We start from the raw sequence: 23730 nt of genomic DNA on the forward strand, positions 1-23730 counted from the left end.
GCGGGTTCGAAGATGACGACATTGCCGGCAGGAAGCGGCTCGCCGAGCCCCTCCTTCTTGAGATTCTGGCTGCGCAGGACAATCGAGGCGCTCGAACGCTCTTCGTCCCAGGTCAGTCCATTGAGACGAAAGCGATGCACTCGCTCGACATCGACCTCGCTCTTGGTGAGGAACGCGATCTGCTTCTGCCCGCTCGCCGCGACCGTCACGCGTTCGGGCACACGATACAGTTTAAGATCAGCGAGATCTTCCTGCCGCGCCTGCATTGCGACGCGTGACCCGGTGACCATGATATCCGCAGACTCCATCATCGTTGCCGGCGGCGGCGGTGCCGGGACGCAGGCCTCGTTGGCAAGTATGACTGACCCATCGGGGCAAGTCTGTGTACCGGGAGGCGGCGGAGGCGGCGGGGGTGGCGGAGGCGCCAGCTTCGGAAAACAGTTGAGCCGGATCGACGGCGCGCTCACGCCCGGCGACCGCTCGTCCTCGCGATTGGGTTCGCCCGCCACGGCCAGCAATTCCGCGCCCTCGAAACTCTCGCTGTTGAGGTTACCCACGGTCATCCACGCGAACAGGCTCATCGTTTCGCCATCGGGATCGAGCTGCACCACATAATTGGCATCCCAGTCGAACTGGCTCGCCAAATAAGAGAGCTGGACACGCGCCGTCACGGGCGCGGGCAGGTTAGTGCGGATCGACAGGGCCGGTTTCGCCGACAGGCCCGCGGGAATCTCGTTATAGATGATGGTCTCGTTAAGCCCCGTGCACTGATAGGCCTCGAACCCTGCCACAGTTTGCAGCACGACATCGTCCGGCCCCGCTCGGATGATGGCTTCCTCGACGGTCGCTTCGCCCGTCACCGGGTTGGTGCGGCGGATCGACACCTGCTGGCCAAGCGCGCCGCCAAGTAGCGCGCCAGGGGTCAGAACGCGGGCATCATAATTCTTTTCGTCGGGCAGGCCCGGCAATCCCGACAGGATGACGCTTTGCGGAAAAATGTTGCCCGCCACGCCTTCGAACCGCACGTCCGCCGGCCCTGCCGGAATAGTGATCGTGCGCGTCTCGGTGACGAGCGCGAAGCCCCCCAGCCAGTTCGCGTTCATGGCCTCGCCCGGTTCGCGATCATTGTTGCGATAGATCGCGACCGACACGTCCTCGGCCTGCGGCGACACCACGACGGGTTGCGCGCCCGCCACTGCGGGTATCAAGGCTAAAAGAGCGGCAAGGCGCATTAGAACGGGGTCGCGTAGGTGACGGTCAGCACCGTCTCTCCCTCGGCCGCGACGGGCACTTCATAGAGCCGCTGGTCGACATTGCGCTGCGTCCCCGGGAGCGACTCGTTGACGATGCGGACATCGCGCCACCAGCCGCCTAGGCCCGCCTGCAACAGGTCGACGGTGACGGCCTCGGGCCGCGCATTCGTGATCGTGTAGCGCATCGTGGTCTTGTAGTAGCGCAGCGTGCGATCGACGCGGATTTCGCGCACCTGCCCATCTTCATGAATACGGTAGCGGCGATAGGTCTCCCATTCGTCCGACGAGATGACCTCGCGGCTGACCACCTGGCTTTGCACCTGGACGTCGAACGCTTCGCCGGTGCGTAGCGCTAGTTCGCTGCCCATCGGCGTGTGGTCGATCTGGCTGGCGCCAATGAATTGGGGTTGGCCTTGCGTGTCGCGCATATAGACGCGCACCGTCCCGGCAGGAAGCTGGTCGCCCAACCCGCCGCTTGAGCTGTTGTCGAACTTGATGACCGAAAAGGCGCTCTGCGGCTGGTCCATGCTCATCCGCCACGGCACCGTAAATTCGTATCGTTTTTCGGCGCGCGCGCCCTGCACATCGAGGAAACTGACCTGCTTGGTCTGCGCGTTGGCGACCGTCGTGCGGTTTTCGAGCGGGTAGAGATAGAAGTCACCGAGCCGCTCTCGATCACCCGCTTCGGTGCCCGGGCGCCCGGGGTTGGAGCGCGGCATCCCGCGTCGCATCTGCTCGTTCTGGTTCATGTCGCCCGCCACCATCAGCACATTGGCGTTATGGAAGGTGGTGCCCGTATTGTTGGTGAGCGTGATCCAGCCCTGCACGTCGATCGCGTTGGCGCGCTCGTCGAACAAGGCGACATAATCGGCGCTCCAGCCAAGGCCCGGCGTGAGGTACCGGATCTGCGTCGGGCGGCGTCCTGAACGGTCGCTTTCCACCGTCACCGACAAGGTCGGGCGAGCGCGTAGGTTGGGTGGGACGCGGTCGAAGATCACCCGCGTGGGGAGATTGTCGTCGCGCAGTATCTCGATGCGATCGCCAATCTGCAGGACGACGCCCTGATTGGCGCTCAGTACGGTGGCGCGTTCGCGCGTTTCCCCGCCCGTTGCCGGATTGATGCGAACGATGGTGATGGTCTGGCCCACCGCCTTCTCGATCAGCTTGCGCGGGGTCAGCAGGTCATAGTCGAAATTCTGTTCGACGATCGCGGTACCGGGCGCGGCAAAACTGACCGTCTCGGCCCTGATCTGCGCCGAAACATCGGGAAACTCCTGACGGCTGCGACCTGCGGGGAACGACAGTTGCCGAACATCGCTCACCAGCGCGACATTTCCATTGTAGATTGTCAGCGAGACATCGCCTTGCGCACTTTCATCCTGTGCGCTTGCTGGCGCTGCCAACACTGCAAACGCCGCGATCATGATGCCCTTTTTAAAACGCACGGATATTCCCCTTCTGAGGCGAAACAGCCTGACGCCGTCATGTATCATGTCAATAACCGATGAACCACGGGTGAGCGGGAAATGGCCGCGTGCTCTCATATACCAGCCTATCGCTGCGACGCGCTTCGCGGTTCTCGTGCAACTGCATGTCATTGGTTGCGACACGCCATGAAATCGCTACGATCATTCGATGTCCGCATATGCGGATAGAAAATTTCCATTTGTTCACAGAATCTTGTGTCAGATTTGACACATGGCCTTACGTGCAATTTTTCTGTCACAATTTAGTCTTTACTTCGTCACATAGGTCACTCAAGCCTGTGTTCTAGGCGAAGCATTGGGGAATCATGGGCTGGGTCGTTATTCGACAATTCCCGTTCGGGGAAAGGGTGCCGTTTGCGGTGTGGGCACCGCTTGCCCTGCGCACCCTGCTCATTGCCATCCTTGCCGTGTTACTGGCGCGGCTGTTGTGGGTCAGCATTACTCCAGTCTTCCCGCTTGGCGATTACAAGATGGCGCCCGGCCAGGTGCCGGCACCCGCGATCCGCAGCGTGCTGCTGGGCGGGGTCGATCCGTTCGATGGCGGCGCCACCTCCATGGCCACGAGCAATGTTACCAGCCTCGATCTCGAATTGTTCGGCATCCGGCAGAACCTTGGATCAGGCAGCGGCGCCGCAATAATTGGGACGCCTGATGGCCAACAGATCAACGTGCAGGTCGGTCGGGAAATCATTCCCGGCGCGGTCCTCGCCGCCGTTGCCTTCGACCATGTCGTCATCGACCGAGGCGGGATCGAAGAGCGGCTCTATCTCGATGAATCGCAGCCGACATCGCTCGTCGCTCCGGACACGGCGCCAGCCGCCGCTGCTGCGAACAATGCCCCAACGGTGAGTGCCGCAACGCTGGATCAGGCGGTGCGGCTGACGCCGCGCATGCGCGGCAATGCGGTGACCGGCATCAATGTCGCGCCGGGCCCCGACAGCGCGATGTTCAGCTCGCTCGGCCTGCGCCCCAGCGATGTCATCGTCCAGATCAACGGCGTGTCTGTCACCGACGCGTCCGACCTCGAACAACTCCGGCGCGAGCTTCGCCCCGGTGCGCGCCTGACCCTTGGGGTCGAGCGCGGCGCCGACATGCTGCCCGTCGTCGTAACCATCCCCCAGTAGGAAGTCGCATGAAGAAGACCACAATTCTGTTGAGCGCGCTCGCCCTTGCGATGGCTCCGGCCATGGCGAGCGCCCAATATACGATCAACATGCGCGATGCCGACGTACGCGCCTTTGTAGACGATGCGGCGCAGGTGACGGGGCTGACCTTCATCGTCGATGGGCGGGTCAACCAGAAGATCAGCGTGACCACCACGCGGCCCCTGTCGCGGTCGGAATATTTCGAGGTGTTTTTGTCGACGCTGCGCGCCAACGGTCTCGTCGCGATCCCCATCCAGGGCGGCTATCGTATCCAGCCGGTGCAGGGCGCGGCGAGCGAACCCAGCCGCGTGTCGCAGGGTTCCAATGTCGGCAACCAGTTCGTTACCGAGATCTTCCGGCTGCGCACCACCGACGCGGCGGGCGCGGTGGAAACGCTGCGCCCGCTGATCAGCCCGCAAGGCTCGATCACCGCGAACCGCAACGCCAATAGCCTGGTCGTGGTTGATTTTGCCGACAATATCGGGCGCATCCGCGCGTTGCTGCAGCGGATCGATATCGACAATACGGCGAGCGATATCGTCTACCTCAGGAATAGCGGCGCGCGCGAGATTGCAACCTCGCTAACGCAGATCATCGGCGGCGGCGATGGGCAGGGGGCGCCGGTAACCGTCAGCGCGATCGACAGCTCGAACGCGCTTCTCTTGCGCGGGCAGGTCGACGCGGTGGCGCGCTTCGCCGCAATCGCACGGCGGCTCGATGAAGCCGCGCAGGGTGGCAGCGAAATCCGCGTCTACTGGCTGGAACATGCCGACGCCGAACAACTCCTCCCCGTGCTCCAGCAATTGCTCGGCCAGCCTGTGACCGCCGTGTCGAGCGAGCCTGCATTCATCCGGCAGGATATTGGCGAGGAAGGCACCATTCGCGCACCAGCACCGGCCCCCGCGCAGGCCATGGGCGGCAGCGCGCAGAATAACGGGATCGTGCGCTACGGCCCTAAGGTCGTCACGCGCTATCCCGGCACCAACGCGCTCGTGATTGCCGCCAACGCCGACGTGCAGCGCCAGGTCGGCGAAGTCATCCGTCAGCTCGATACGCGCCGCGAACAGGTGCTGGTCGAGGCGATCATCGTCGAGATTGGCAACAACGCCGCCAAGCAGTTGGGCGTCCAGTTCCTGCTCGGCAGCGAGAATGGGCCTTTCTCGGCGACCAACTATTCGAACGCCCAGCCCAACATTCTCGCGGTCGGGGGCGCGATCGCCAATTACGAACTCAGCCGCGAAACCGCGGTCAGCGACGATGGCGTCGTTACCTCGACCTTCGACAGCCCGCTGGGCGACACGATCACCGACGTCGCCGTCGGCTCGGTGCTCAACACCACCGGTCTCATCACCGGCGGACTGACGACGGTCGGCGATGCGGTGTTTGGCGCCATCATCAACGCCGTCCAGTCCGACACCGAAAGCAATGTGCTCTCCACACCTTCGATCATGACATTGGACAACCAGGAAGCGCAGATGCTGGTCGGGCAGGAGGTGCCGATCACCACGGGCGAAGCGCTGTCGGACAATTTCGACAACGCTTTTCGCACGGTCGAACGGCAAAATGTCGGCATCCAGCTCGATGTCAAACCACAGATCAATTCTTCTGGGTCGATCAAGTTGTTCCTGCGCCAGGAAGTCTCGTCGGTCGCTGGCCCCGTGGCCCGCGGTTCGGCCGATCTCATCATCAACAAGCGCGAATTCAAGACCGTCCTGACGGTGGACGACGGCGACATCCTCGCCATCGGCGGCCTGCTCGACGACAACGAGCGCGCCACGATCGAGAAGATCCCACTACTGGGCGACATCCCGATCCTCGGCGAACTGTTCAAATCGCGATCGCGTTCGCGGTCGAAGACCAACCTCATGGTCTTCATTCGCCCGACCATCATCCGCACGCGCGAAGAGGCGTTGGCGCATACGGCGCAACGCTACGGCTATATTCGCGGCGCGCAGCTGGCCCGCAATCCAAATGTCGAACCGTCGATCGACAGCCTCGTGCGCGATTATCTTGGCACCACCCCACCGGCGCCGTTGCCGCTGGCCCCGGGCGACATGGTTGTTCGCCCTGTCCAGACCGTACCCGTCGCACCCGCCCCGCAGCCTGAGGAGGACATGCAATGATGATCATCCGTCGCGGCAACAAGGATCCGATCGATGAACCGGGCGAGCTGAAGTTCGGCGATCCCGCAGCGCGCGAAAAGGTCGTGCTGGCCGCGCCCGCAATCGGCGATCATCCGGCGAGCCAGCTGCTCGACATTCCCTATAATTTCGCGCGCGAAAACGGCGTCGTTATCAAGCCTGAAGATGGCGAGAAGCTGACCGTTGCAATCCGCGAAGACGCCGATCCGACGGTGCTCGTCGAAGTGCGCCGCCACCTCAATCGCAGCTTCGATGTCGACTTCGTCAACGACGGCGAATTCAACCGCCTGCTGTCGACCCGCTACGCGGTCGATGGCGCGGGCGCGCTGGCCGGCGAGATTGGCGGCAGCGACCTCGATGCGCTGGCCGACGGTATTCCCACCGCCGAAGACCTCCTCGAAAGCGCCGACGATGCTCCGGCCATTCGCCTCATCAACGGCATCATCGCAGAAGCTGTGCGCCTTGGTGTCTCCGACATCCATATCGAGCCTTACGAGCAGGCGCTGGTCGTGCGGCTGCGCGTCGACGGTGTGCTCAAGGAACATCTGCGCATGCCCGCGCACGTCGCCCCGGTGGTGGTCAGCCGTATCAAGGTCATGGCGCGGCTCGACATTGCCGAGCGGCGCGTGCCGCAGGACGGTCGCATCAGCCTCAAGCTTGGCGGCAAGCAGCTCGATGTGCGTGTTTCCACACTGCCCAGCCGCGGCGGGGAGCGGGTGGTCATGCGTATTCTCGACAAGGATCAAGCCGGCCTGTCGATGGATGTGCTGGGCATTTCGGGCGTTGCCGACAAGGTACTGCGCGAAGCGCTATCCGAACCCAACGGCATCATCCTCGTTACCGGCCCGACCGGCTCGGGCAAGACGACGACGCTCTACGCCTGCCTCCAGCAGCTCAACGATGGCGAGCGAAATATCCTGACCGTCGAAGACCCGGTCGAATATGCGATCGACGGCATCGGCCAGACGCAGGTCGACAGCAAGGTTGGCATGACCTTCGCCAATGGATTGCGCGCAATCCTGCGCCAGGATCCCGATGTCGTGATGGTCGGCGAAATTCGCGACCGCGAAACCGCCGATATCGCCATCCAGTCCTCGCTCACCGGTCACCTCGTCTTGTCGACCGTCCATACCAATGACGCCATCGGCGCGATCACGCGCCTGCGCGATATGCGGATCGAGCCCTTCCTGATCGCCTCGTCCTTGCGCGCGGTGATTGCGCAGCGGCTGGTCCGCCGCCTGTGCCATGAATGCCGCGAAGAAGTGCCCGCTGATCGCGGCGTCGCGGCGCTCCTCGGTTTCGATGAAGGCGAAACCATCTACCGTGCGGCAGGCTGCGATGCTTGCGGGCGCACCGGCTTCAAGGGCCGCATCGGCGTTTTCGAAGCAGTCAAGGTCGACCCGACCATCCGCCGGCTGATTTCCGATGGCGGTGATGAAGCAGTCATCGCGCGGCACGCCTTCCTCAACAGCCCGAACCTTGGTTCGGCCGCGCGGGCGCTGGTGCGTGCGGGCGAAACGACGCCCGAAGAGGCCATCCGGATTTCGCGCCACGAGGCCGAAGACGAGGTCGATGCCGCCTGATTTCGCCTATCTCGCCGTCGATCCCAAGGGTCGGGAGAAACGCGGCAAGGTGCAAGCGGGCACGGCCGATGATGCACGCGCGCGATTGGCGACGCGCAAGTTGCAGGCCGTCAGCGTCACGCCGGTGGCCAACGATGCGAACGCACCGGGGCGCAAAGCCGGCAGCCTGATCGACCGCACGCCCAGGCTCAGTGCCAAGCAGCGCACCTTGTTCACGCGCCAGTTGACGACGCTGATCAAGGTGTCGCCCGTCGAGGAGGCGCTGCGCACGATCGCCCGGCAGAGCGAGAAGGATCATGCCAAGGCGATCGTGACGAAGGTCGCCGACGGCGTGGTCGAAGGCCGCCGCCTGGCCGACGCGATGGCGCTCGAACCCAAAAGCTTCGACCCGCTTTACCGCGCCATGGTGGCCTCGGGCGAACGCTCGGGTACGCTGCCCCAACAGCTGGAACGCGTAGCCAACCTGCTCGAACGGCAGGCGGCGATGCGCGGCAAGCTGGTAAGCGCGCTGGCCTACCCTGCGGTGCTCACCATCGTCGCCATCGGCGTCGTCGCTGCCTTGATGATCGCGGTGGTGCCCAAGGTGGTCGAACAATTCCAGGATGTCGGCCAACAATTGCCGCTCCTCACCCGCGTCGTCATCGCGATCAGCGAATTTCTCGCCGCCTGGTGGTGGCTACTCGCGATTGTCATCGCAGCGGCCATCGGCGGCTTGATCGCCGCGCTGCGCAATGAAGGGCGCCGCCTCGCGTTCGATCGCTGGCTGCTGCGCCTGCCCTTGTTCGGACGCCTTCTGCGCGACCTCAATGCAGCGCGCATCGCGCGCACGCTCGCCACCATGGTCGACGCGCGCCTGCCGCTGGTCGACGGGCTCCAGCTGACCGCGCCGACGGTCAAGAACCGCGCCCAGCGCGCCGCCATCCAGCAGATGGTCACCGAAATTCGCGGCGGCGGTAGCCTGTCGGGGGCGCTGCGACGCTCGGGCCTGTTCCCGCCGCTCCTCGTGCATCTCGCGGCCTCGGGCGAAAGCGCGGGCCAGCTCGGCGAGATGCTGGGGCAAGCCGCCGATTATCTCGAACGCGAGTTCGACACTTTCACGTCGAGTGTGCTCAGCCTGCTCGAACCCGCCATTATCATCATCATGGGCGCGGTCGTTGCGACTATCGTGCTCGCCATCCTGATGCCCATCCTGCAACTCCAGTCGCTTATCGGAGCCTGACCAATGACCAAGCCAAATCCGCAAAAGAAAAAGCCCAAAAAGAACGGCTTCACCCTCGTCGAACTGATGGTCGTGATCGTCATCATCGGGCTGCTTGGCACCGTGGTCGTCATCAACGTCCTGCCGAGCCTTGATCGCGCCAACGCCACCAAGGCGCAAACCGACATCAGCACGCTGGAACAGGCGCTCGAGATGTATCGCCTCGACAATATGACCTACCCCAGCGCTGCCGACGGCCTCGAAGCGCTGGTGAGCCCGCCCGCAGGTCTCGCGCAGCCCGCCCGTTATCGCCAGGGCGGATACATCAAGACGCTGCCCAACGATCCGTGGGGACGTCCGTACCAATATGCGATGCCGGGCCGCGATGGCAGCGCGTTCGAAATCGTTTCGCTCGGATCCGATGGTGCGCCGGGCGGCGAAGGCGATGCCGCCGATATCTCCTCGAGCGACAGCTAGGGAGACTCCATGCCGCGAAACGGCTTCACCCTCGTCGAACTGCTCGTCGTGCTGGTCATCCTCGGCCTTGCCGCGGGCGCTGTCGCGCTGACGCTACCGACAGGAGATGACCGGGTACGCGGCGAGGCGACGGCTTTTGCGGGAAAGGTCGCCGCGCTGCGCGACCGTGCCATCCTCGAAGGGCGACCCGCGGGATTGTGGGTACAGCCGTCCGGCTACGGTTTTGAAGTGCGCGAAGAGGGCGCCTGGGTCCCGCTAGAAACCGCGCCATTCGCGGCCGCCGTGAACTGGCGAAGCGGCGTCGTAGCCCAGACCGGCGGGTCGCCGCGCATCCAGCTGCGCTTCGACAATGTCGGCATGCCTTCGACGCCCGCGCGCATCGATCTCACCGATGGCGAAAACAACGCTGCGGTCGAAATCGCCGCCAATGGCGATGTGAAGGCGCTATGAGGCGCAACGGGTTCACCCTGATTGAAATGCTTGTGGCTCTGAGCCTTTTTGCCATCGCGGCGCTGGCGTTGGCGCGGCTCGATGCCTTTGCCATCGGGACGGCTGCGAATCTGCGCGACAACAGCCTGTCGCGGCTGGTGGTGGAGAACGAAGCGGCATTACTGCGCTCCGATCCGGGCACGCTGGACACCGGCGAGGACACGTATGGAGCGCAGAATGCGGGGGTCGAATTCGTCGTCGTCCGAAATGTAGCGGCGACGCCCGATCCGCGTTTCGTCCAGGTCAGCCTGACCGCGCAGCCCGCGTCGGGCGGGCCGAGCGCAAGCCTGATGCTGGTGCGGCGCAACGGCGGATGAAGAACGGCTTCACCCTGATCGAAATGATGGTCGCGCTTGCGATCTTCGCGATCCTGTCCGCGGCGGGCGTCATGTTGCTGCGCGGCAGTGCGAACACCCAGCTTGCCGTCGAGCAACAGCTGACCACTTTGTCTTCGGCGGAGCGGCTGCGCCTCCTGCTCGCCGCCGATCTGGGCCAGGCGCTCAATCGCCCGACGCGCGCAGGCGACGGCAGCGATCGCCCCGCCTTCGTCGGCACGGCGAACGAAATGCGCTTCGTTCGCGGCGGCTTCGAGCCGGTCAGCGACGATCCCGCGCCAAGCATCGCGCGGATCGCCTGGACCTCGGCGAGCGGCGACCTTACGCGGCGCCAGTTCGGCCGCCTCGACGGCGTTGACGACCCGGTGCTCGATGCCGCGTTGATCCGCGAGATCGACGGCTTCGCGCTCAGCTATCGCAATGCCTCGGGCGGCTGGGTCGCGGCATGGCCCGATGGCAGCGATGTGCCGTTGCCGCTGGCGGTTCGGATCGATGTGACGGTCGACGGGCTGCCACTTGAACTGATCATCGACTTACCCGCATCCACTCGCACGCCCCAACAGCTGACACCCGATGCGCCCGCACAAGGTGAGCGGACATGAAGCCGGGCGAGCGCGGTACGGCGCTTCTTTCCGTGCTGCTTCTGGTCGCCGTCATGGCGGCGATCTCGGCCACCGCAATGGACCGGCTCGGCCTCGCCACCCGGCTCGCCGGAAATGCGGCCAGCGCTGCGCAGGCGCGCCAATGGTTAGCGATGGCGGAAGATCTCGCCGTAAGCCAACTTGAAGGACAGGCCGCCGATGCGGGAGCAGCGCTCAACAGCGTTCTGGGTGTCGAACGAACGATCGCATTGCCCGACGGCATGGCCGTCCAGGCGACGCTGCGCGATGGTGGCAACTGTTTCAATCTCAACAGCCTCGTCGAAGAACGAGATGGCGGACGCCTGATCCGTTCGCGGCGTAGTATCGACCAGTTCACCAATCTGCTGGTGCTGCTTGGTCTCGGCACCGGAGAGGCACGGCGGATCGCTGAATCGAGCGCCGATTATATCGACACCGACCGCCTGCCCTCGCCCTTTGGCAACGAACGCGCGCTCGATAGCGACGGGGTCGGCGCGGTGCCCGATCGCGCGATGGTATCGGTCACCGAATTGTCGCGCATCGATGGCGTCGACGCCGACACGTACCGCTTGCTCCAGCCGTGGGTATGTGCGCTGCCCGATCACGATTTGACCGGCCTCAATGTCGAAACGCTGCAGCCCGAACAGGCGCCGCTGATCGCCATGCTCGCCCCCGAACAGATCAGTATCGGCCAGGCGCACGCGCATCTGGCGGGGCGGCCCGCATCGGGTTATGGCAGCGTCTACAATTTCTGGAATGACGGCCTCCTTGGCGGAGTGAACGTTTCGCGCCAGGCGACCGAACAATTGCGGGTCGACACGCGTTTCTTCACGCTCGATACGGCGGTGGACACGGGAGACCTCATGGTGCGGCAACGCGCGCTCATCGCAATCGAAGACGGCCACGCCCGGCGTGTCTGGCGACGCTGGGGGGATGGCGCGTGAACCACCTGATCATCCTGCTGCCCGGCGATCCTCTCGAACCCGATGCTGCCTGCGCGTGGTGGGCAGCGCAAGACGGCGCACTCGTCACCAAGGGTCACGATACCGGCTGGCTTGAGCGCATCGATGACGATACCATCCTCACTGCGATTGCCCCGGCGGGCGACGTACGCACGCGGCTCGAAGCCGACCTCGAGGATCCGCAGGCGCGCGCGGCGGCGCGACTGGCGATGGCAGAAGATGCCATCGGCGGTGCCGAGACGCTGCACAGCGCGGCGGGTGACAAGCCGACGTCCGATGGACGCTACGCGCTGGCATTGGTCGACCGCGCCAAAATGGACGCTTGGCTGGGCTGGGCCGCAGCCCACGGCACCAACCCGCGCCAGATCATCCCCGCTGCGCTGTTGCTCCCCACAGATGGCAACTGGCACGAAGCCAAGATTGGCGGGCATCATCTCATCGGCCGCGATGCGATCGCATTTGAAGACGATGCCGCCATGGCGCAGGCGCTGGTGGGGGACGAATTCGTCGATACGATCGACCCCGGCCAGCTCGACGATCGCATCGTGCGCGAGGCGATGGAGCCGACGCTCGACCTCAGGCAGGGCGATTATGCGTGGAAAACCGCTTGGCGCCCCGACGCTAGCCTTGTGCGCCAGATCGCGATCTTGGCCGGGCTCATCGCGCTGGTCGCGATTGCGATCCAGGTCGTCCAGATCGTCAGGCTCAACAACGCGGCCGCCGAGCTGGATGCCGAGACCGCGGCGATCGCCACGGCAGCGCTCGGGCGCGAGGTGGGGGCACAGGAAGCCGAGAGCGCGCTGATGGGAAATGCGGTCCCAGGTGCTGCGGGCAATGCGATGTCGGCGCTGATCGCGCAGGTCGAAGCCGCCGGGCTCGTCAAACTTCAGACTTTGGGCACTGATTCCTCGGGGATGGTATCGGCGACCCTTGTGGCGCCCGACGCCAATGCCGCCAACGCCGTCCTGATCGGTCTCCAGCGCGCGGGCTGGAGCATAACGGCAAGCAATCGCCCATCTGATGATGGACGCCAGATCGTCGATTTGACGATGCGGAGCGGTCGATGAAGGAATGGTGGTTTTCTCGCACGCCGCGCGAGCGGCTGATGCTGATGGTCATGATGGCGGTGGCCATCCCGGTTCTGGGCTGGCTGCTCGTGGTGACCCCGCTGCTCGATGCCAAGGAAGAGGCACGCGCCGACTATCTTCTGGCGCTTGACCGGCATGTCCGCGTCGAAGCGCTCGCCAATCCCGCACCGGCGACGGGCGAAGGCATCGCCGTCTCGCTGATCGACTATCTCGACACGCAAGCGAGCCAGCGCGGCTTTTCGCTCACCGTCAATGCGCTCGAGGCCCCGGGTCAGGCGCGGATCGCAATCGCGCAAGCCAACGGTCAGGCGCTGCTCGGCTGGCTGTCCGAGCTCGAGGCCGTTGGCCTGGTTCTCAACAATGTGCAGATCACGCCGGGCGAAGCGGGCGGCGTATCGATGAGCGCCACGATTATGGAGCCGACCCCATGAAATTACGCTGGTGGCTCTTCGGGGCCGCGATCTTCCTGATCGGCCTGATCGCCATGTTCCCGCTCCACGTGGCGATGGACATGAGCATGAGCAAGCAAAGCCTGCTGTCGGCGCGGCAGGTCGGGGGAAGCGTCTGGAATGGGCGCGTCGGCGACGCCATGCTGGGCGAAGAACGGCTCGGCACCTTCGATGTAGCGCTGCGCCCGCTGTCGCTCCTGACGGGCAGCGCGGATGTCGCGATCGAACGCATCGGCGGGCTCGACGGACCGCTGATCGGCACGCTCGCGCTGGATGATGATAGCCAGGGCGTCCGCGACATGAATGGCAGCATTGGGGTCGCGACCTTGATGGCGCCGTTGCCCGTCGATCGTCTCATCCTCACAGAGGCAACCATTTTGTTCGACGAAGAACGCTGCGTCGAAGCCAGCGGCACGCTAGCCGCCGAAGCCTCGCTCGGCCTTCTTGGTCTGTCTCGCAACCTGTCCGGGCCGTTGAGCTGCACGAGCGATGGCCGCCTCCAAGCCGATCTTTCCGGTGGTAGCGAAACGCTTACGCTGATCGTCAACCGTGAAGGCGGTTACGAGGCCCAGCTGGCCATCGCGAATGCGCCGCCTCTGGTGGCCTCGGGGCTGGCCCTCGCGGGCTTTACGCTCGATGGGTCGACGCTGCGGTTGACGCATCAAGGAACGCTGCGCTGATCGCCGAACCATGGCTGGCAAGCCCGCTGGGCTTCGTGGCCGGTGCAATTTTCGGCAGCTTCATTGCGACCTTGGTGCTGCGCTGGCCCGAAGCGAAAAGCCTAAGGGGTCGTTCAGCCTGCGACAGTTGCGCCAAGCAGCTGGGCGCGATCGAACTCGTACCGCTTCTAAGCTATTTAGCACTGCGCGGCAGGTGCCGACACTGCAACGCGCCAATCGACCGCTTCCACTTCCAAGTCGAGCTGACCGCCGGCGTCATCGGTGCCATCGCCTTGGGATTGCTGCCAACGATCGCCGGGCTGCTCCTGGCCGTGATGGGTTGGCTTCTTTTGCCACTCTTCATTCTCGATGTGCGCCATCTATGGCTGCCGGACCGATTGACCGCGCTGCTTGCGCTTATCGGGCTGGCCTTCGCTGGCTTCGCCAATGAATTGAGCCTGTTCGACCGGGCGCTCGGCGGCTTCGTCGGCGCGGCGAGCCTGGGGCTGATCGCGTATCTTTATCGCAAGACCCGCGGTCACGACGGGATGGGATCGGGCGACCCCAAGCTGTTCGGCGCCATCGGCTGCTGGATCGGATGGCAATTATTGCCGGTCGCGCTGCTGGTCGGCAGCGCCGGCCTGCTGGCGATCGTATTGCTGCGGGGGAGCGCGCGCGACGGCGCAGCGCAACATCCGCTCGGCGCCGGCCTTGCGGTCGGCGGCTTCCTTACGTTCGGTTGGCAGCTGGTCGCCTAAGCGGCGGACGCGGCTTCGCCATCATCCGACGACTTGCGACGGCGGCGCGGCTTGGGCGCTTCTTCCGCCTCGTCGGCGCCAATCGCGGGCGGCAGCACGTCAGCGGTTATCGCGTCGTCTTCCTTGTCCGCCTTCGGAGCACCGTTACGCTTGCGTTTTGCATCGCCCTTGGGGGCGTCACCGGCTTCGACTTTCTTGCGCGTGCGCTTTGGCTTTTCATTGGCCTGCGGATCGTTGTCCTGCTTCTGCTCGCCATCATTCTGGCGGGCTTGCTGACGCTGGTCCTGCTTGGACTGCTTTTCGGCCTGATATTCCTCGACCACGCGGTGATAATGATCCGCGAACTGGAGGTAATATTCGGCTTGGACACGATCGCCGCTCATCTGGGAATCGCGTGCGAGGCCCTTGTATTTGTCGAGCAACTGGGTCGCATTGCCGCGCTGGCGATTGTCCTGACGATTGCCCTGGTTGCGCGCCCCCCCGCGGCCGCGGCGACGGTTCTGACGATTATTGATCAAAATTTCGTCCCTTGTAACGACGCACTACACTGCGCCGGACTGGGCCGCTCTTTCTTTGCTAAGCGGCCAATTTCCCTGTTTTCCTGTGCAAATTCGCGCTTTTCAGGCGCGAGCAGCAAACAGCAGATCGGGATTAGGGAGTGGGAACGTCCGGCTCTTTCGGCCAACGGCCCCGTCCCTGATTTCCAGTCTTAACGGCTGGGGCCTGCAATTCCAAGCTTTTTAAACGTTGCCCCGAAACAACACTGCGCGGGGCCGCCCGCCAAGATCGTGGCGCAATTCGGTGATCTGACCCTCCGCCTGGAGCAATTTTGCAACGTCGCGCCCCTGCCGATGACCGATTTCAATGGCACATAGGCCGCCATCAGCCAGCAAGGGCGGCAATTGCGGGATCAAACGGCGGTACTGATCGAGCCCGTCTGCCCCTGCGAACAATGCTTCGGCGGGCTCGAACTTGCGCACATCTTCGTCCAGTTCAGAATCATCATCGGCAACATAGGGTGGATTGCACAAGATGAGGTCGAAGCGCCCCTCGACACCGTCCGCCCAGTCGCCCGTGCGCCACTGCGCCCGGCCGTCAATCCCGATGCGTTTGGCATTGCGCCGGGCATAGTCCAGCGCGGTTTCGCTCACGTCGACGCCGATACCCGTTGCGTCCGGCCATTGGTCGAGCGCTGCCAGCAGCAAGGTGCCCGGTCCGGTACCAAGGTCGAGGACGCGCGCCGGTGCGCGCTCGGTTCCGAAATGCTCGACCGCGGCCTCGATCAGTGTTTCGCTGTCGGGACGCGGAATAAGCACCCCCGGCCCGACTTCGAGATCGATCGTCCAGAACGCGCGCTGGCCGGTGATATAGGCGATCGGTTCGCCGTTCACGCGGCGCTTGACCATCTCCTCGAACGCAGGCGGGGCCTTGCCCTGCGGCGGATCGAGCAACAGCCTGTCGCGCCCGATCCCGAACGCAGCCGCCAGCAACAGCTCGGCGTCGAGCCGCGGCGTATCGCTTACCGACTTGAGTTCGTTGGTAGCGCGATCGAGAGCCCGCTGGCTCACTCCAGCCCGGCGAGGCGCTGCGCCTCGTCTTCGTTGATCAGCGCTTCGGTCAGTTCGCTAAGCCCGCTGCCTTCAAGGATCGCATCCAGTTTGTGCAGTGTCAGGTTGATGCGGTGATCGGTGACGCGCCCCTGCGGGAAATTATAAGTGCGGATGCGCTCGGACCGGTCGCCCGAGCCGACCATCGACTTGCGCTCGCCGGCCCGCTCGGCATCGGCAATCGCGCGCTCATGCTCGTATAGCCGCGTACGCAACACTTTCATGGCTTTGGCCTTGTTCTTGTGCTGCGACTTTTCGTCCTGCTGGCTCACTACGATGCCTGTCGGCACGTGCGTGATACGAACCGCGCTATCGGTCGTATTGACCGACTGGCCGCCGGGGCCCGAAGCGCGGAAGACGTCGATCCGCAGATCCTTTTCGTCGATCTGGACGTCGACTTCCTCGGCTTCGGGCAGCACCGCAACCGTTGCCGCCGACGTATGGATGCGCCCGCCGCTTTCGGTCGCAGGCACGCGCTGCACTCGGTGCACCCCGCTCTCAAACTTCAATTTGGCAAACACGCCTTTGCCCTGCACCGAGGCGACCGCTTCCTTGTAGCCACCGACATCGGATGCCGACGCGCTGATCAATTCGAACTTCCAACCCTCGATTTCGGCGTAGCGCTGGTACATGCGCAAGAGATCGCCTGCGAACAGCGCCGCTTCATCGCCCCCCGTGCCGGCGCGCACTTCGAGCATCGCCGGCTTGTCGTCGGCATCGTCCTTGGGCAGCAGCATGATCGCCAGCTTGCGCTCGACCTTGGGCAGTTGCGCCTTGATCTGCCCGAGCTCTTCCTCGGCCATCTCGCGCATTTCCTCGTCGGCATCGCGCGTCATTTCGGTCAGGCTTTCGCGCTCGGCGCGCAGGCGGCGAACTTCGGCGGCGACCTCGGCGACCGGCTCGATCTCGGCATATTCCTTGGACAGCCGTACGAAGTCCTGCGGATCGAGATCGCCTGCCGACATGGCTTCGGACAGCTCGGCCTTCTTCGCCTCAATTGCCGCGATCTTATCGTCGGAAATGGTCGCCATCAGCTTGTTGCTTTCACCAGGTCGGCAAAATCGATTTCCGACTGCTCGCCACTCTTAAGATGTTTCAATTGTGCGCGGCCCTTTTGAAGCTCGTCGTCGCCCACGATCAGCGCAAATCGCGCGCCGGCTTGGTCGGCGCGTCCCATGCGTTTGCCCATCTTGCCGGTAGTAAGCAGCTCGACCGAACGGCCCCCGCGACGCAACGTCTGGGCAAGGTCGAGCGATTTGGCCTTGGCCGCATCACCCATGGGAAGGATGGCGATGTCGAGCGCGTCAGCCGCGTCGCTATCGACCAGCATCGACAAGCGCTCGATTCCTGCCGCCCACCCGACGGCGGGCGTGTGCGGTCCGCCGAGCGCCTCGATCAGACCGTCATAACGGCCGCCCGCAATCACCGTGCCCTGCGCGCCAAGTTGATCGGTGACGAATTCGAACGCGGTATGGCGATAATAATCGAGCCCGCGCACGAGGTGCGGGTCGAGCGTGTAGGCAATGCCCGACGCGTCGAGCCCGGCCTTCACTGCGTCAAAGAAGTCCTCGGCCTGCGGCGTCAGCCTCATGGTCGGCGCATCGTCGGCAAAAGGCCTGTCACGCGGATCCTTGCTGTCGAGGATGCGCAGCGGATTTTTCTCCAGCCGCTCCTGGCTGTCCTCGCTCAATTCATCGCGGTGCGCCGAGAAATGTTCGACCAGCGCCGCGCGCCAGGCCTCGCGGCTTTCGCTGTCGCCGAGCGTGTTGAGTTTGAGCGTCACGCCCGTGATGCCAAGCTCGGCAAGAAGCTGCGATCCGAACGCGAGCAATTCGACATCGGCAAGCGGATCATCGCTGCCGATGACCTCGGCGTCGAGCTGGTTGAACTGGCGGTAGCGGCCCTTTTGCGGGCGCTCGTAACGAAAGGCGGGGCCGTGCGTCGCGACCTTCATCGGCGCATGCTGCTGCCAGCCTTCCGATAAAAACGCGCGGGCGATCCCGGCGGTGAACTCGGGGCGCAGCGTAAGCGAGCCTTCCGAGCGGCTCTCAAGGCTCCACATTTCCTTGCCGACGACATCGGATGTCTCACCCATTGTGCGCGCGAACACCGCCGTCTGTTCGAGTACGGGCATTTCGACGCGCTTGAAGCCATATAGCCGCCGCACCCGCTCGAACGTCTCGACGACGTATGCGAAGCGATCTGCTTCTTCGCCATACATGCTCTGCATGCCCTTCACGGGCCTCAAGGGCGCGGGTTTGCTCATGAATTGCTGCCACCTAGCGGGCAACGCCGCCGCTTTCCAGCGCTTTTGCCGCTCAGGAGGGACCTTTCACTCTTCACGACTCGCTTCGCCGAGCCTAAAGGGCGCCCATCATGAATTTCGACAAGCTTGCCGCAGGCCCCAATCCGCCGCACGAACTCAACGTCTTCATCGAAGTCCCGATCGGTGGCGAACCGGTGAAATATGAGTTCGACAAGGCATCGGGCACGATGATGGTCGACCGCATCCTGCACACCCCGATGCGCTACCCGACCAATTACGGCTTCATCCCGCAGACCTTGTGCGATGACGGCGATCCGCTCGATTGCCTGGTCATGACGCGCTGGTCGCTCCTGCCCGGCACGGTCATCCGCGCACGGCCCGTTGGCGTCCTACACCTCGAGGACGAAGCCGGCGGCGATGAAAAGCTGCTCGCCGTGCCGGTCACCAAGGTGTCGCCCTATTACGAGAATGTCGAGAACTATACCGACCTGCCGCCCATCGTGGTCGAGCAGATCGAACACTTCTTCACCCACTACAAGGATCTCGAGAAGGAGAAGTGGGTGCGTATCGGTCGTTGGGGCGACCGCGACGATGCGCTTCAGGTCGTGCGTAACTCGATCGAAAAAGCCAAAGCCTAGCCGAACGGCCCCGCGCCGCCGCGACCCGGCCCCCGCGGCGAGAAAATCTTGCGGATCGAGATGCTGATCGTGCGGCCCTCGGGCTCCAGGAGATCGGGCTGATACACGATCGGGATGACCCCGTTTTCGTCACGCGCCTGCGGGCGGGCATTGAAGATATTGTCGATCCCGAAGCGCAGCGACGTGCCGCGGAGCCACGGCGCATCGGCCATTACGTCGAAGCGCTCGTTGAGGTTGACGAACGCGCGCAAGTCGAAGGTCGCATAATCATCGAAGCGAATCTCGCCGCTGCCGCTATCGACCGCCGTCGCGCTACGCCAGTCGCCCGACAGGCGTAGGCCCAGGCCGTTGTTGAAGTAGCCGCCGCGGAACTGGAGCGTGTGCCGCGACCGACCGCCGGTCCGACCCAGCGGTTCGCCATCGAGATAATTCAGCCGCGGCAGTCCTTCGGCGATGGTGACATCGTCGATCAGCGTCACCTCGTGAAAGACCGAGGCGTATAGTCGCCCGCCGCGTCCGCCGCCGAAACCACGGCGCTGAGCGGCGCGCTGGAAACGCCGGCGCTGCTCGGCAGAAGGTGGACCCTGCCGGGCCTGACCCTTACCGCGCGGGGGCTGCTGGCCCTCGGGCTGCTCGCCCTGCTGTTGTTCACCTGCCCGCGTTTGCTCTTGCTGGCGTTGGCGCTGGCGCCCCTCGCGCTGCCGGCGGAAGCGTTCGCGAAACTGTGCGATCTGTTCGGCGCTGGGCGGCTCGGTGGGGATGCGCTTGGACCAGTTGAGGCCCCAGCGCAGCGTATCGCGCCGCGATTCCAAATAGTTGACCGGGCTGAGATCGACCAGCACCAGACTGCCGTCACCATCGCGTACGAAGCGGGTCGGAAAGGTTGCCTCGATCGCTTCAGATGCTGCGGGGAAGCTTGCCACCGGATCATCAGTTCGCGTGTTCACATATTCGGCGTTGACGCTGAGGTCATCATTCTCGCCTTTTACCGGTACGCGCCAGTTGGCCGAAAGCTTGAGGACTTCGCGATTGTCCGACTGCAAGCCGGGGTTGCCGCCCGTGATCGACGTCAGCAGGACACTCTCGCCGTTGACGAAGTCGAAGAAACGCGTGGCCGGATCGGCGATGCGGGGGTTGCCCAACTGTTGGAGGCTGGGCGCGCCTTCTTCGAGCGTCCAGTTGGCGCCAAGATTGAGCCGCCGCGACGGCTGCCAACGCAATCCCGCGCCCAGCGTGGTCACGCCGCCGAAGTCCGAAAGGTCGTTGAGCGCGCCATTGGCATTGAGCGCGACATCCCCGATCGCGCTATTTTCAAGCACGGGCATCTCAAGGTTGAGCTGCGTCGACAGGGTACGGCGGAACAGCGCCCCGTCGCTGAGTTCGCCATCGCGAAAATCGTTGGTGATCAGGCGGACGCTCGAGGCACCGGTGCGCAGCGTGACATTGGCCGGTCCAACCTTACCCGAAAGAACGCCATCCAGCCCGAACGTGCGCGTTTCAGATTCCGCGCGATTGCGCGGGGTCAGCGGCTCGGCGGTGAGCGCACCAAAGGGATCGAAGTCCGGATCGAGCGCATCCAACGCGGCCTGCCCCAGCACAAGATCGGGCCCGCGGTCGGTGTAAGTCACCGTGTCGGACACATTGCCATCGGCGGTGATCGACCAGCGCCAGTCGCCCGGCCCGCTATTAAGGATGGCGGACAGACCAGCCGAACGCGCCGTCGTATCGCGGCCCAACGGCTCAAGCCCGAGATCGCGGCGGACGATGCCGTCGATCCCGGGCACCGGGGCAAACGGGTTATCGCCTGGCACCTCAAGGGTGCCGATCGCAGGGCCGAAGAGGCTTTCGTTTTCGGTCTGCTGCAGTTGCAGGTTTACGGTGGCCGACAAGTCGCCAACCGGTCGTTGATGCGTGCCGTTGAGCCGGTAGAGTTCGCTGCGGCCGATCAGGGTGCGGAAAGGACGCGGGTCGATAGTGCCTTCAACCGTTTCGATGGGTTGCAGGATGATATCGCGCTCGTCTTCGCGCAGCTCGCCGCCAGGCTCCACGTCGAAGGAAATGGTCGTGCGCGTATTGTCGCGCAGGACCAGCCAGTCGACATCGAATTCGCCTTGTTCGCGCCCGCCATCGGTCGCCGCTTCGCCTTCGAGCTGGACGGTGGTGGCAAGAAAGCGATCGCGCAGGACGAAATTCACGACCCGTTGGTCAGCGGCATAGCCGTAGGCCAGCGCCACGTCTTCGGCGAGGATATCAACGCGTTCGATCGCTTCGGGCGGCAGGTCGCGAAGCTCGCGAAAGCCCGAAATGCGGCGACCGTTGACCAGCAGGATCGGCCGTCCGCCCCCGCGCCCGCGATTGCTTTGCGTCTGCGGTTCGATCGCCTCGAGCAGTTCGGCGATGCTCGTGGCGCCCGTCGCCTGGATGTCGCGCGCATCGAGCACTTCTTCGGGCTCGACATCGAGGAAGACGCTGCCGCGTGGGCGCTCGGCCTCGATGATGATCGCATCCTCCTCGCTTTCGGCGACAGCCGGATCGGCCGGATCGGCATCCTGCGCAGTCGCGGGTAACGGCGCGAGACAGGTCGTCGCCAACAGCAGGATAAGATGTCGCATGCGCTCCACACTCGATTTACTAGTATTGATCCGAGCACTTGGGTTTTTGGGCACCCTACGGCAAGAAGGGCTTTGTCCCATAATGTCGCAAGGATGGCCTGATGCGAAGTTCGATACTGTTCCCGATGCTGATGATGGCCGCCTGTACGACGCCTGAAGCTTACGGTCCTCCTGCCCTTTCCCGCGATGTCGCCAATGCCGGTCCGGCCGAGCTAGAGACACGCGCCGCGATTGACCGCATCAAGGCCTACAATCCCACGATCGGCGCCGTGATCGCGCTCAATCCCGATGCCATTGCGCAGGCCAAGGCGGTCGATGAAAGCGGGCAGCGCGGGCCGCTGGCCGGCGTGCCCATCCTCATCAAGGACAATATCGAGACCGCCGACAACATGCCGACGACCGCTGGCAGCCTGGCGCTGAAGCACAACGTAACGGGACGCGACAGTCCGTTGGTTTCAGGCCTGCGCGATGCCGGTGCCATCATCGTGGGCAAAGCCAATCTGTCCGAATGGGCGAATATCCGCTCGTCAAATTCGATCTCGGGGTGGAGCGCGGTTGGCGGACAGGTGCGCAATCCGTGGGCGCTCGACCGCAACCCCTGCGGTTCGTCGAGCGGTAGCGGCGCTGCGGTGGCAGCGGGCATGGTCGATCATGCCGTGGGCACCGAAACCAACGGATCGGTCGCTTGCCCCGCGGCGATCAACGGCATCGTCGGCTTCAAGCCAAGCGTCGGCCTGATCAGCCGCCGCCATATCGTCCCGATCAGCATCAGCCAGGATACGGCGGGCCCGATGACCCGCACCGTGCGCCAGGCCGCCGACATGCTAACCGCCATGGCGGGCACCGATCGCCAGGATGCGGCAACGGCGGAGGCCGACGCGCGCAAGGTCGATTATGCCGCCGGCCTCGATGGTGCGACGCTTGCGGGCAAACGCTTCGGCGTGATGCGTTTTGCTTCAGGCTTCGGCACCGACGAACGGCTCGAAGAGGCCATCGCACTCATAAAGGCGCAGGGCGGCGAGGTCGTTGATATCGCCGAGCTCGACCGTGGTCCCATTTTCCAAACCCAGCTTGGCGTGCTGCTGACCGAGTTGAAGGTGGAGATGAACGCCTACCTCGGAACCTTGCCGGGCGAAGCGCCGCGCAGCTTGGCCGAGCTGATTATGTTCAACGAGGCCAATTCCGAAGAGGAGATGCCGCTGTTCGGGCAGGAACTGTTCGAGCAGGCCGAGGCCACCGATGGCTATGATGACGAGTATCGCGCCAACCGCCAGCGCGGCTTCGAAGCGGCCGGGCCCAACGGCATCGATCGACTGCTGGCCGAGCATGACCTTGATGCGCTGATTGGCCCCACCATGCCCGCGGCCTGGCCGATCGATCCAGTGCATGGCGACCAGATTTCAGGCGGCGGCGGTGGCGGACTTGCTGCGGTTGCAGGTTATCCGCACCTGACCGTTCCGATGGGGTTCGTGCGAGGACTGCCGGTGGGCCTCAGCTTCATCGGCGGCAAATGGGATGACGCCAAGATTCTCGCGCTGGGTCATGCATACGAACAGGCCCGCGGTCCGCTGCCCCGCGCGCGTTTCCTGCGTTCGGTCAATGAAAGCGACGACGTTGCCGAAGCCTTCGCGCCCGCCGACCTCTAGGCCGTCAGCTTGAGCCCCGCGATGCAGGCGACGATACCGAAGATTAGCAGCATCCGGAGCGTGGTGCCCGGTTCGTCGAAGTAGACGATGCCGACCAGCACCGTGCCGATCGCGCCAATCCCGCCCCAGACGGCATAGGCGGTACCCATGGGGATGGTGCGCGCGGCATATTCGAGCAGCGCCATGCTGATCGCTACCGACCCCAGGAATGCCAGCGTCCAGGGCAGGTTCTTGAACCCGTCGACAAAGCGTAGCGAGGTGGTGAACCCCACTTCGAAGATACCGCCCAAGATCAACCAGAACCAAGCCACAAGCGC

Annotated in this window: 23 protein-coding genes (1 of these 23 cut by a window edge); 15 read left to right on the forward strand and 8 right to left on the reverse strand. The window is 64.2% G+C overall.

Annotation, left to right across the window (positions count from 1 at the left end; genetic code table 11):
* Together NUX07_RS00585 and NUX07_RS00590 are read right to left on the reverse strand one after the other, a co-directional pair.
* Positions 1 to 1196: the 5' portion of a DUF4139 domain-containing protein gene (locus NUX07_RS00585; protein WP_265528069.1), read on the reverse strand. It extends 352 nt beyond the left edge of the window; the window shows 1196 of its 1548 coding nt (coding positions 1-1196); its start codon is at positions 1194 to 1196; its stop codon lies beyond the left edge, outside the window.
* Between the two features lie 35 nt (positions 1197 to 1231).
* On the reverse strand, positions 1232 to 2677 hold the full coding sequence (locus tag NUX07_RS00590; protein ID WP_265530715.1) for a DUF4139 domain-containing protein: 1446 nt from the start codon (positions 2675 to 2677) through the stop codon (positions 1232 to 1234).
* Between the two features lie 368 nt (positions 2678 to 3045).
* On the opposite strand from NUX07_RS00590, the gene NUX07_RS00595 reads away from it, so the two are divergent.
* The 13 genes from NUX07_RS00595 to NUX07_RS00655 are packed head-to-tail and all read left to right on the forward strand — an operon-like array spanning position 3046 to position 14644.
* The gene (locus NUX07_RS00595) at positions 3046 to 3864 is read left to right on the forward strand and encodes a type II secretion system protein N (RefSeq protein ID WP_265528071.1); all 819 of its coding nucleotides are present in this window, start codon (positions 3046 to 3048) and stop codon (positions 3862 to 3864) included.
* Positions 3865 to 3872: 8 nt separating this feature from the next.
* Complete coding sequence (gspD, locus tag NUX07_RS00600) at positions 3873 to 6008, forward strand: type II secretion system secretin GspD (protein WP_265528072.1); 2136 nt, start codon at positions 3873 to 3875, stop codon at positions 6006 to 6008.
* A complete protein-coding gene (gene gspE / locus NUX07_RS00605; protein ID WP_407696153.1) occupies positions 6008 to 7609 on the forward strand; it encodes a type II secretion system ATPase GspE in 1602 nt (533 codons plus the stop codon). The genes gspD and gspE overlap by 1 nt, the downstream gene beginning before the upstream one ends.
* Positions 7599 to 8828 (forward strand): type II secretion system inner membrane protein GspF, encoded by a 1230-nt coding sequence (gene gspF, locus NUX07_RS00610; protein WP_265528073.1) that lies wholly within the window; start codon positions 7599 to 7601, stop codon positions 8826 to 8828. The genes gspE and gspF overlap by 11 nt, the downstream gene beginning before the upstream one ends.
* 3 nt (positions 8829 to 8831) lie before the next feature.
* The gene (gspG, locus tag NUX07_RS00615) at positions 8832 to 9284 is read left to right on the forward strand and encodes a type II secretion system major pseudopilin GspG (RefSeq protein ID WP_265528075.1); all 453 of its coding nucleotides are present in this window, start codon (positions 8832 to 8834) and stop codon (positions 9282 to 9284) included.
* Positions 9285 to 9293: 9 nt separating this feature from the next.
* A complete protein-coding gene (locus NUX07_RS00620; protein ID WP_265528076.1) occupies positions 9294 to 9734 on the forward strand; it encodes a GspH/FimT family protein in 441 nt (146 codons plus the stop codon).
* A complete protein-coding gene (gene gspI, locus NUX07_RS00625; protein ID WP_265528077.1) occupies positions 9731 to 10090 on the forward strand; it encodes a type II secretion system minor pseudopilin GspI in 360 nt (119 codons plus the stop codon). The genes NUX07_RS00620 and gspI overlap by 4 nt, the downstream gene beginning before the upstream one ends.
* On the forward strand, positions 10087 to 10710 hold the full coding sequence (locus NUX07_RS00630; protein WP_265528079.1) for a type II secretion system protein GspJ: 624 nt from the start codon (positions 10087 to 10089) through the stop codon (positions 10708 to 10710). Before gspI ends, NUX07_RS00630 begins: the two co-directional genes overlap by 4 nt.
* Positions 10707 to 11672: a type II secretion system minor pseudopilin GspK gene (gene gspK, locus NUX07_RS00635; protein WP_265528080.1), complete on the forward strand. Its 966-nt coding sequence runs from the start codon at positions 10707 to 10709 to the stop codon at positions 11670 to 11672. The genes NUX07_RS00630 and gspK overlap by 4 nt, the downstream gene beginning before the upstream one ends.
* Positions 11669 to 12757: a type II secretion system protein GspL gene (gene gspL / locus NUX07_RS00640; protein WP_265528081.1), complete on the forward strand. Its 1089-nt coding sequence runs from the start codon at positions 11669 to 11671 to the stop codon at positions 12755 to 12757. The genes gspK and gspL overlap by 4 nt, the downstream gene beginning before the upstream one ends.
* A complete protein-coding gene (gene gspM / locus NUX07_RS00645; RefSeq protein ID WP_265528082.1) occupies positions 12754 to 13209 on the forward strand; it encodes a type II secretion system protein GspM in 456 nt (151 codons plus the stop codon). The genes gspL and gspM overlap by 4 nt, the downstream gene beginning before the upstream one ends.
* The gene (gspN, locus tag NUX07_RS00650) at positions 13206 to 13907 is read left to right on the forward strand and encodes a type II secretion system protein N (protein ID WP_265528083.1); all 702 of its coding nucleotides are present in this window, start codon (positions 13206 to 13208) and stop codon (positions 13905 to 13907) included. Before gspM ends, gspN begins: the two co-directional genes overlap by 4 nt.
* 35 nt (positions 13908 to 13942) lie before the next feature.
* The gene (locus NUX07_RS00655) at positions 13943 to 14644 is read left to right on the forward strand and encodes a prepilin peptidase (RefSeq protein WP_265528084.1); all 702 of its coding nucleotides are present in this window, start codon (positions 13943 to 13945) and stop codon (positions 14642 to 14644) included.
* Here NUX07_RS00655 and NUX07_RS00660 read toward each other — a convergent pair.
* The 4 genes from NUX07_RS00660 to hisS all read right to left on the reverse strand — a co-directional run bounded on the left by NUX07_RS00660 (position 14641) and on the right by hisS (position 18517).
* Positions 14641 to 15162, reverse strand: coding sequence for a DUF4167 domain-containing protein (locus NUX07_RS00660; protein WP_265528085.1), 522 nt, complete (start codon positions 15160 to 15162; stop codon positions 14641 to 14643). The genes NUX07_RS00655 and NUX07_RS00660 overlap by 4 nt on opposite strands.
* 222 nt (positions 15163 to 15384) lie before the next feature.
* On the reverse strand, positions 15385 to 16212 hold the full coding sequence (gene prmC / locus NUX07_RS00665) for a peptide chain release factor N(5)-glutamine methyltransferase (RefSeq protein ID WP_265528086.1): 828 nt from the start codon (positions 16210 to 16212) through the stop codon (positions 15385 to 15387).
* Complete coding sequence (prfA, locus tag NUX07_RS00670) at positions 16209 to 17282, reverse strand: peptide chain release factor 1 (protein WP_265528087.1); 1074 nt, start codon at positions 17280 to 17282, stop codon at positions 16209 to 16211. Before prfA ends, prmC begins: the two co-directional genes overlap by 4 nt.
* The gene (gene hisS / locus NUX07_RS00675; protein WP_265528088.1) at positions 17282 to 18517 is read right to left on the reverse strand and encodes a histidine--tRNA ligase; all 1236 of its coding nucleotides are present in this window, start codon (positions 18515 to 18517) and stop codon (positions 17282 to 17284) included. Before hisS ends, prfA begins: the two co-directional genes overlap by 1 nt.
* Positions 18518 to 18627: 110 nt before the next feature.
* On the opposite strand from hisS, the gene ppa reads away from it, so the two are divergent.
* Positions 18628 to 19155, forward strand: a complete 528-nt coding sequence (gene ppa / locus NUX07_RS00680; RefSeq protein WP_265528089.1) for an inorganic diphosphatase — start codon at positions 18628 to 18630, stop codon at positions 19153 to 19155.
* Here the strand turns inward: ppa and NUX07_RS00685 are convergent.
* Positions 19152 to 21767 carry a TonB-dependent receptor plug domain-containing protein gene (locus NUX07_RS00685; protein ID WP_265528090.1) on the reverse strand — a complete coding sequence of 872 codons (2616 nt, stop codon included), beginning with the start codon at positions 21765 to 21767 and terminating at the stop codon, positions 19152 to 19154. The two genes, ppa and NUX07_RS00685, sit on opposite strands and share 4 nt — an antisense overlap.
* Before the next feature lie 101 nt (positions 21768 to 21868).
* Here NUX07_RS00685 and NUX07_RS00690 point away from each other — a divergent pair, with 101 nt between their 5' ends.
* Positions 21869 to 23413 carry an amidase gene (locus tag NUX07_RS00690; protein ID WP_265528091.1) on the forward strand — a complete coding sequence of 515 codons (1545 nt, stop codon included), beginning with the start codon at positions 21869 to 21871 and terminating at the stop codon, positions 23411 to 23413.
* Here the strand turns inward: NUX07_RS00690 and NUX07_RS00695 are convergent.
* Entirely contained in the window at positions 23410 to 23724 is a 315-nt protein-coding gene (locus tag NUX07_RS00695; RefSeq protein WP_265528092.1) for a DMT family transporter, read from the reverse strand. The genes NUX07_RS00690 and NUX07_RS00695 overlap by 4 nt on opposite strands.
* Positions 23725 to 23730: the final 6 nt, after the last annotated feature.

This window comes from Sphingomicrobium marinum (assembly GCF_026157105.1).
In the GTDB taxonomy this organism is placed as follows: domain Bacteria; phylum Pseudomonadota; class Alphaproteobacteria; order Sphingomonadales; family Sphingomonadaceae; genus Sphingomicrobium; species Sphingomicrobium marinum.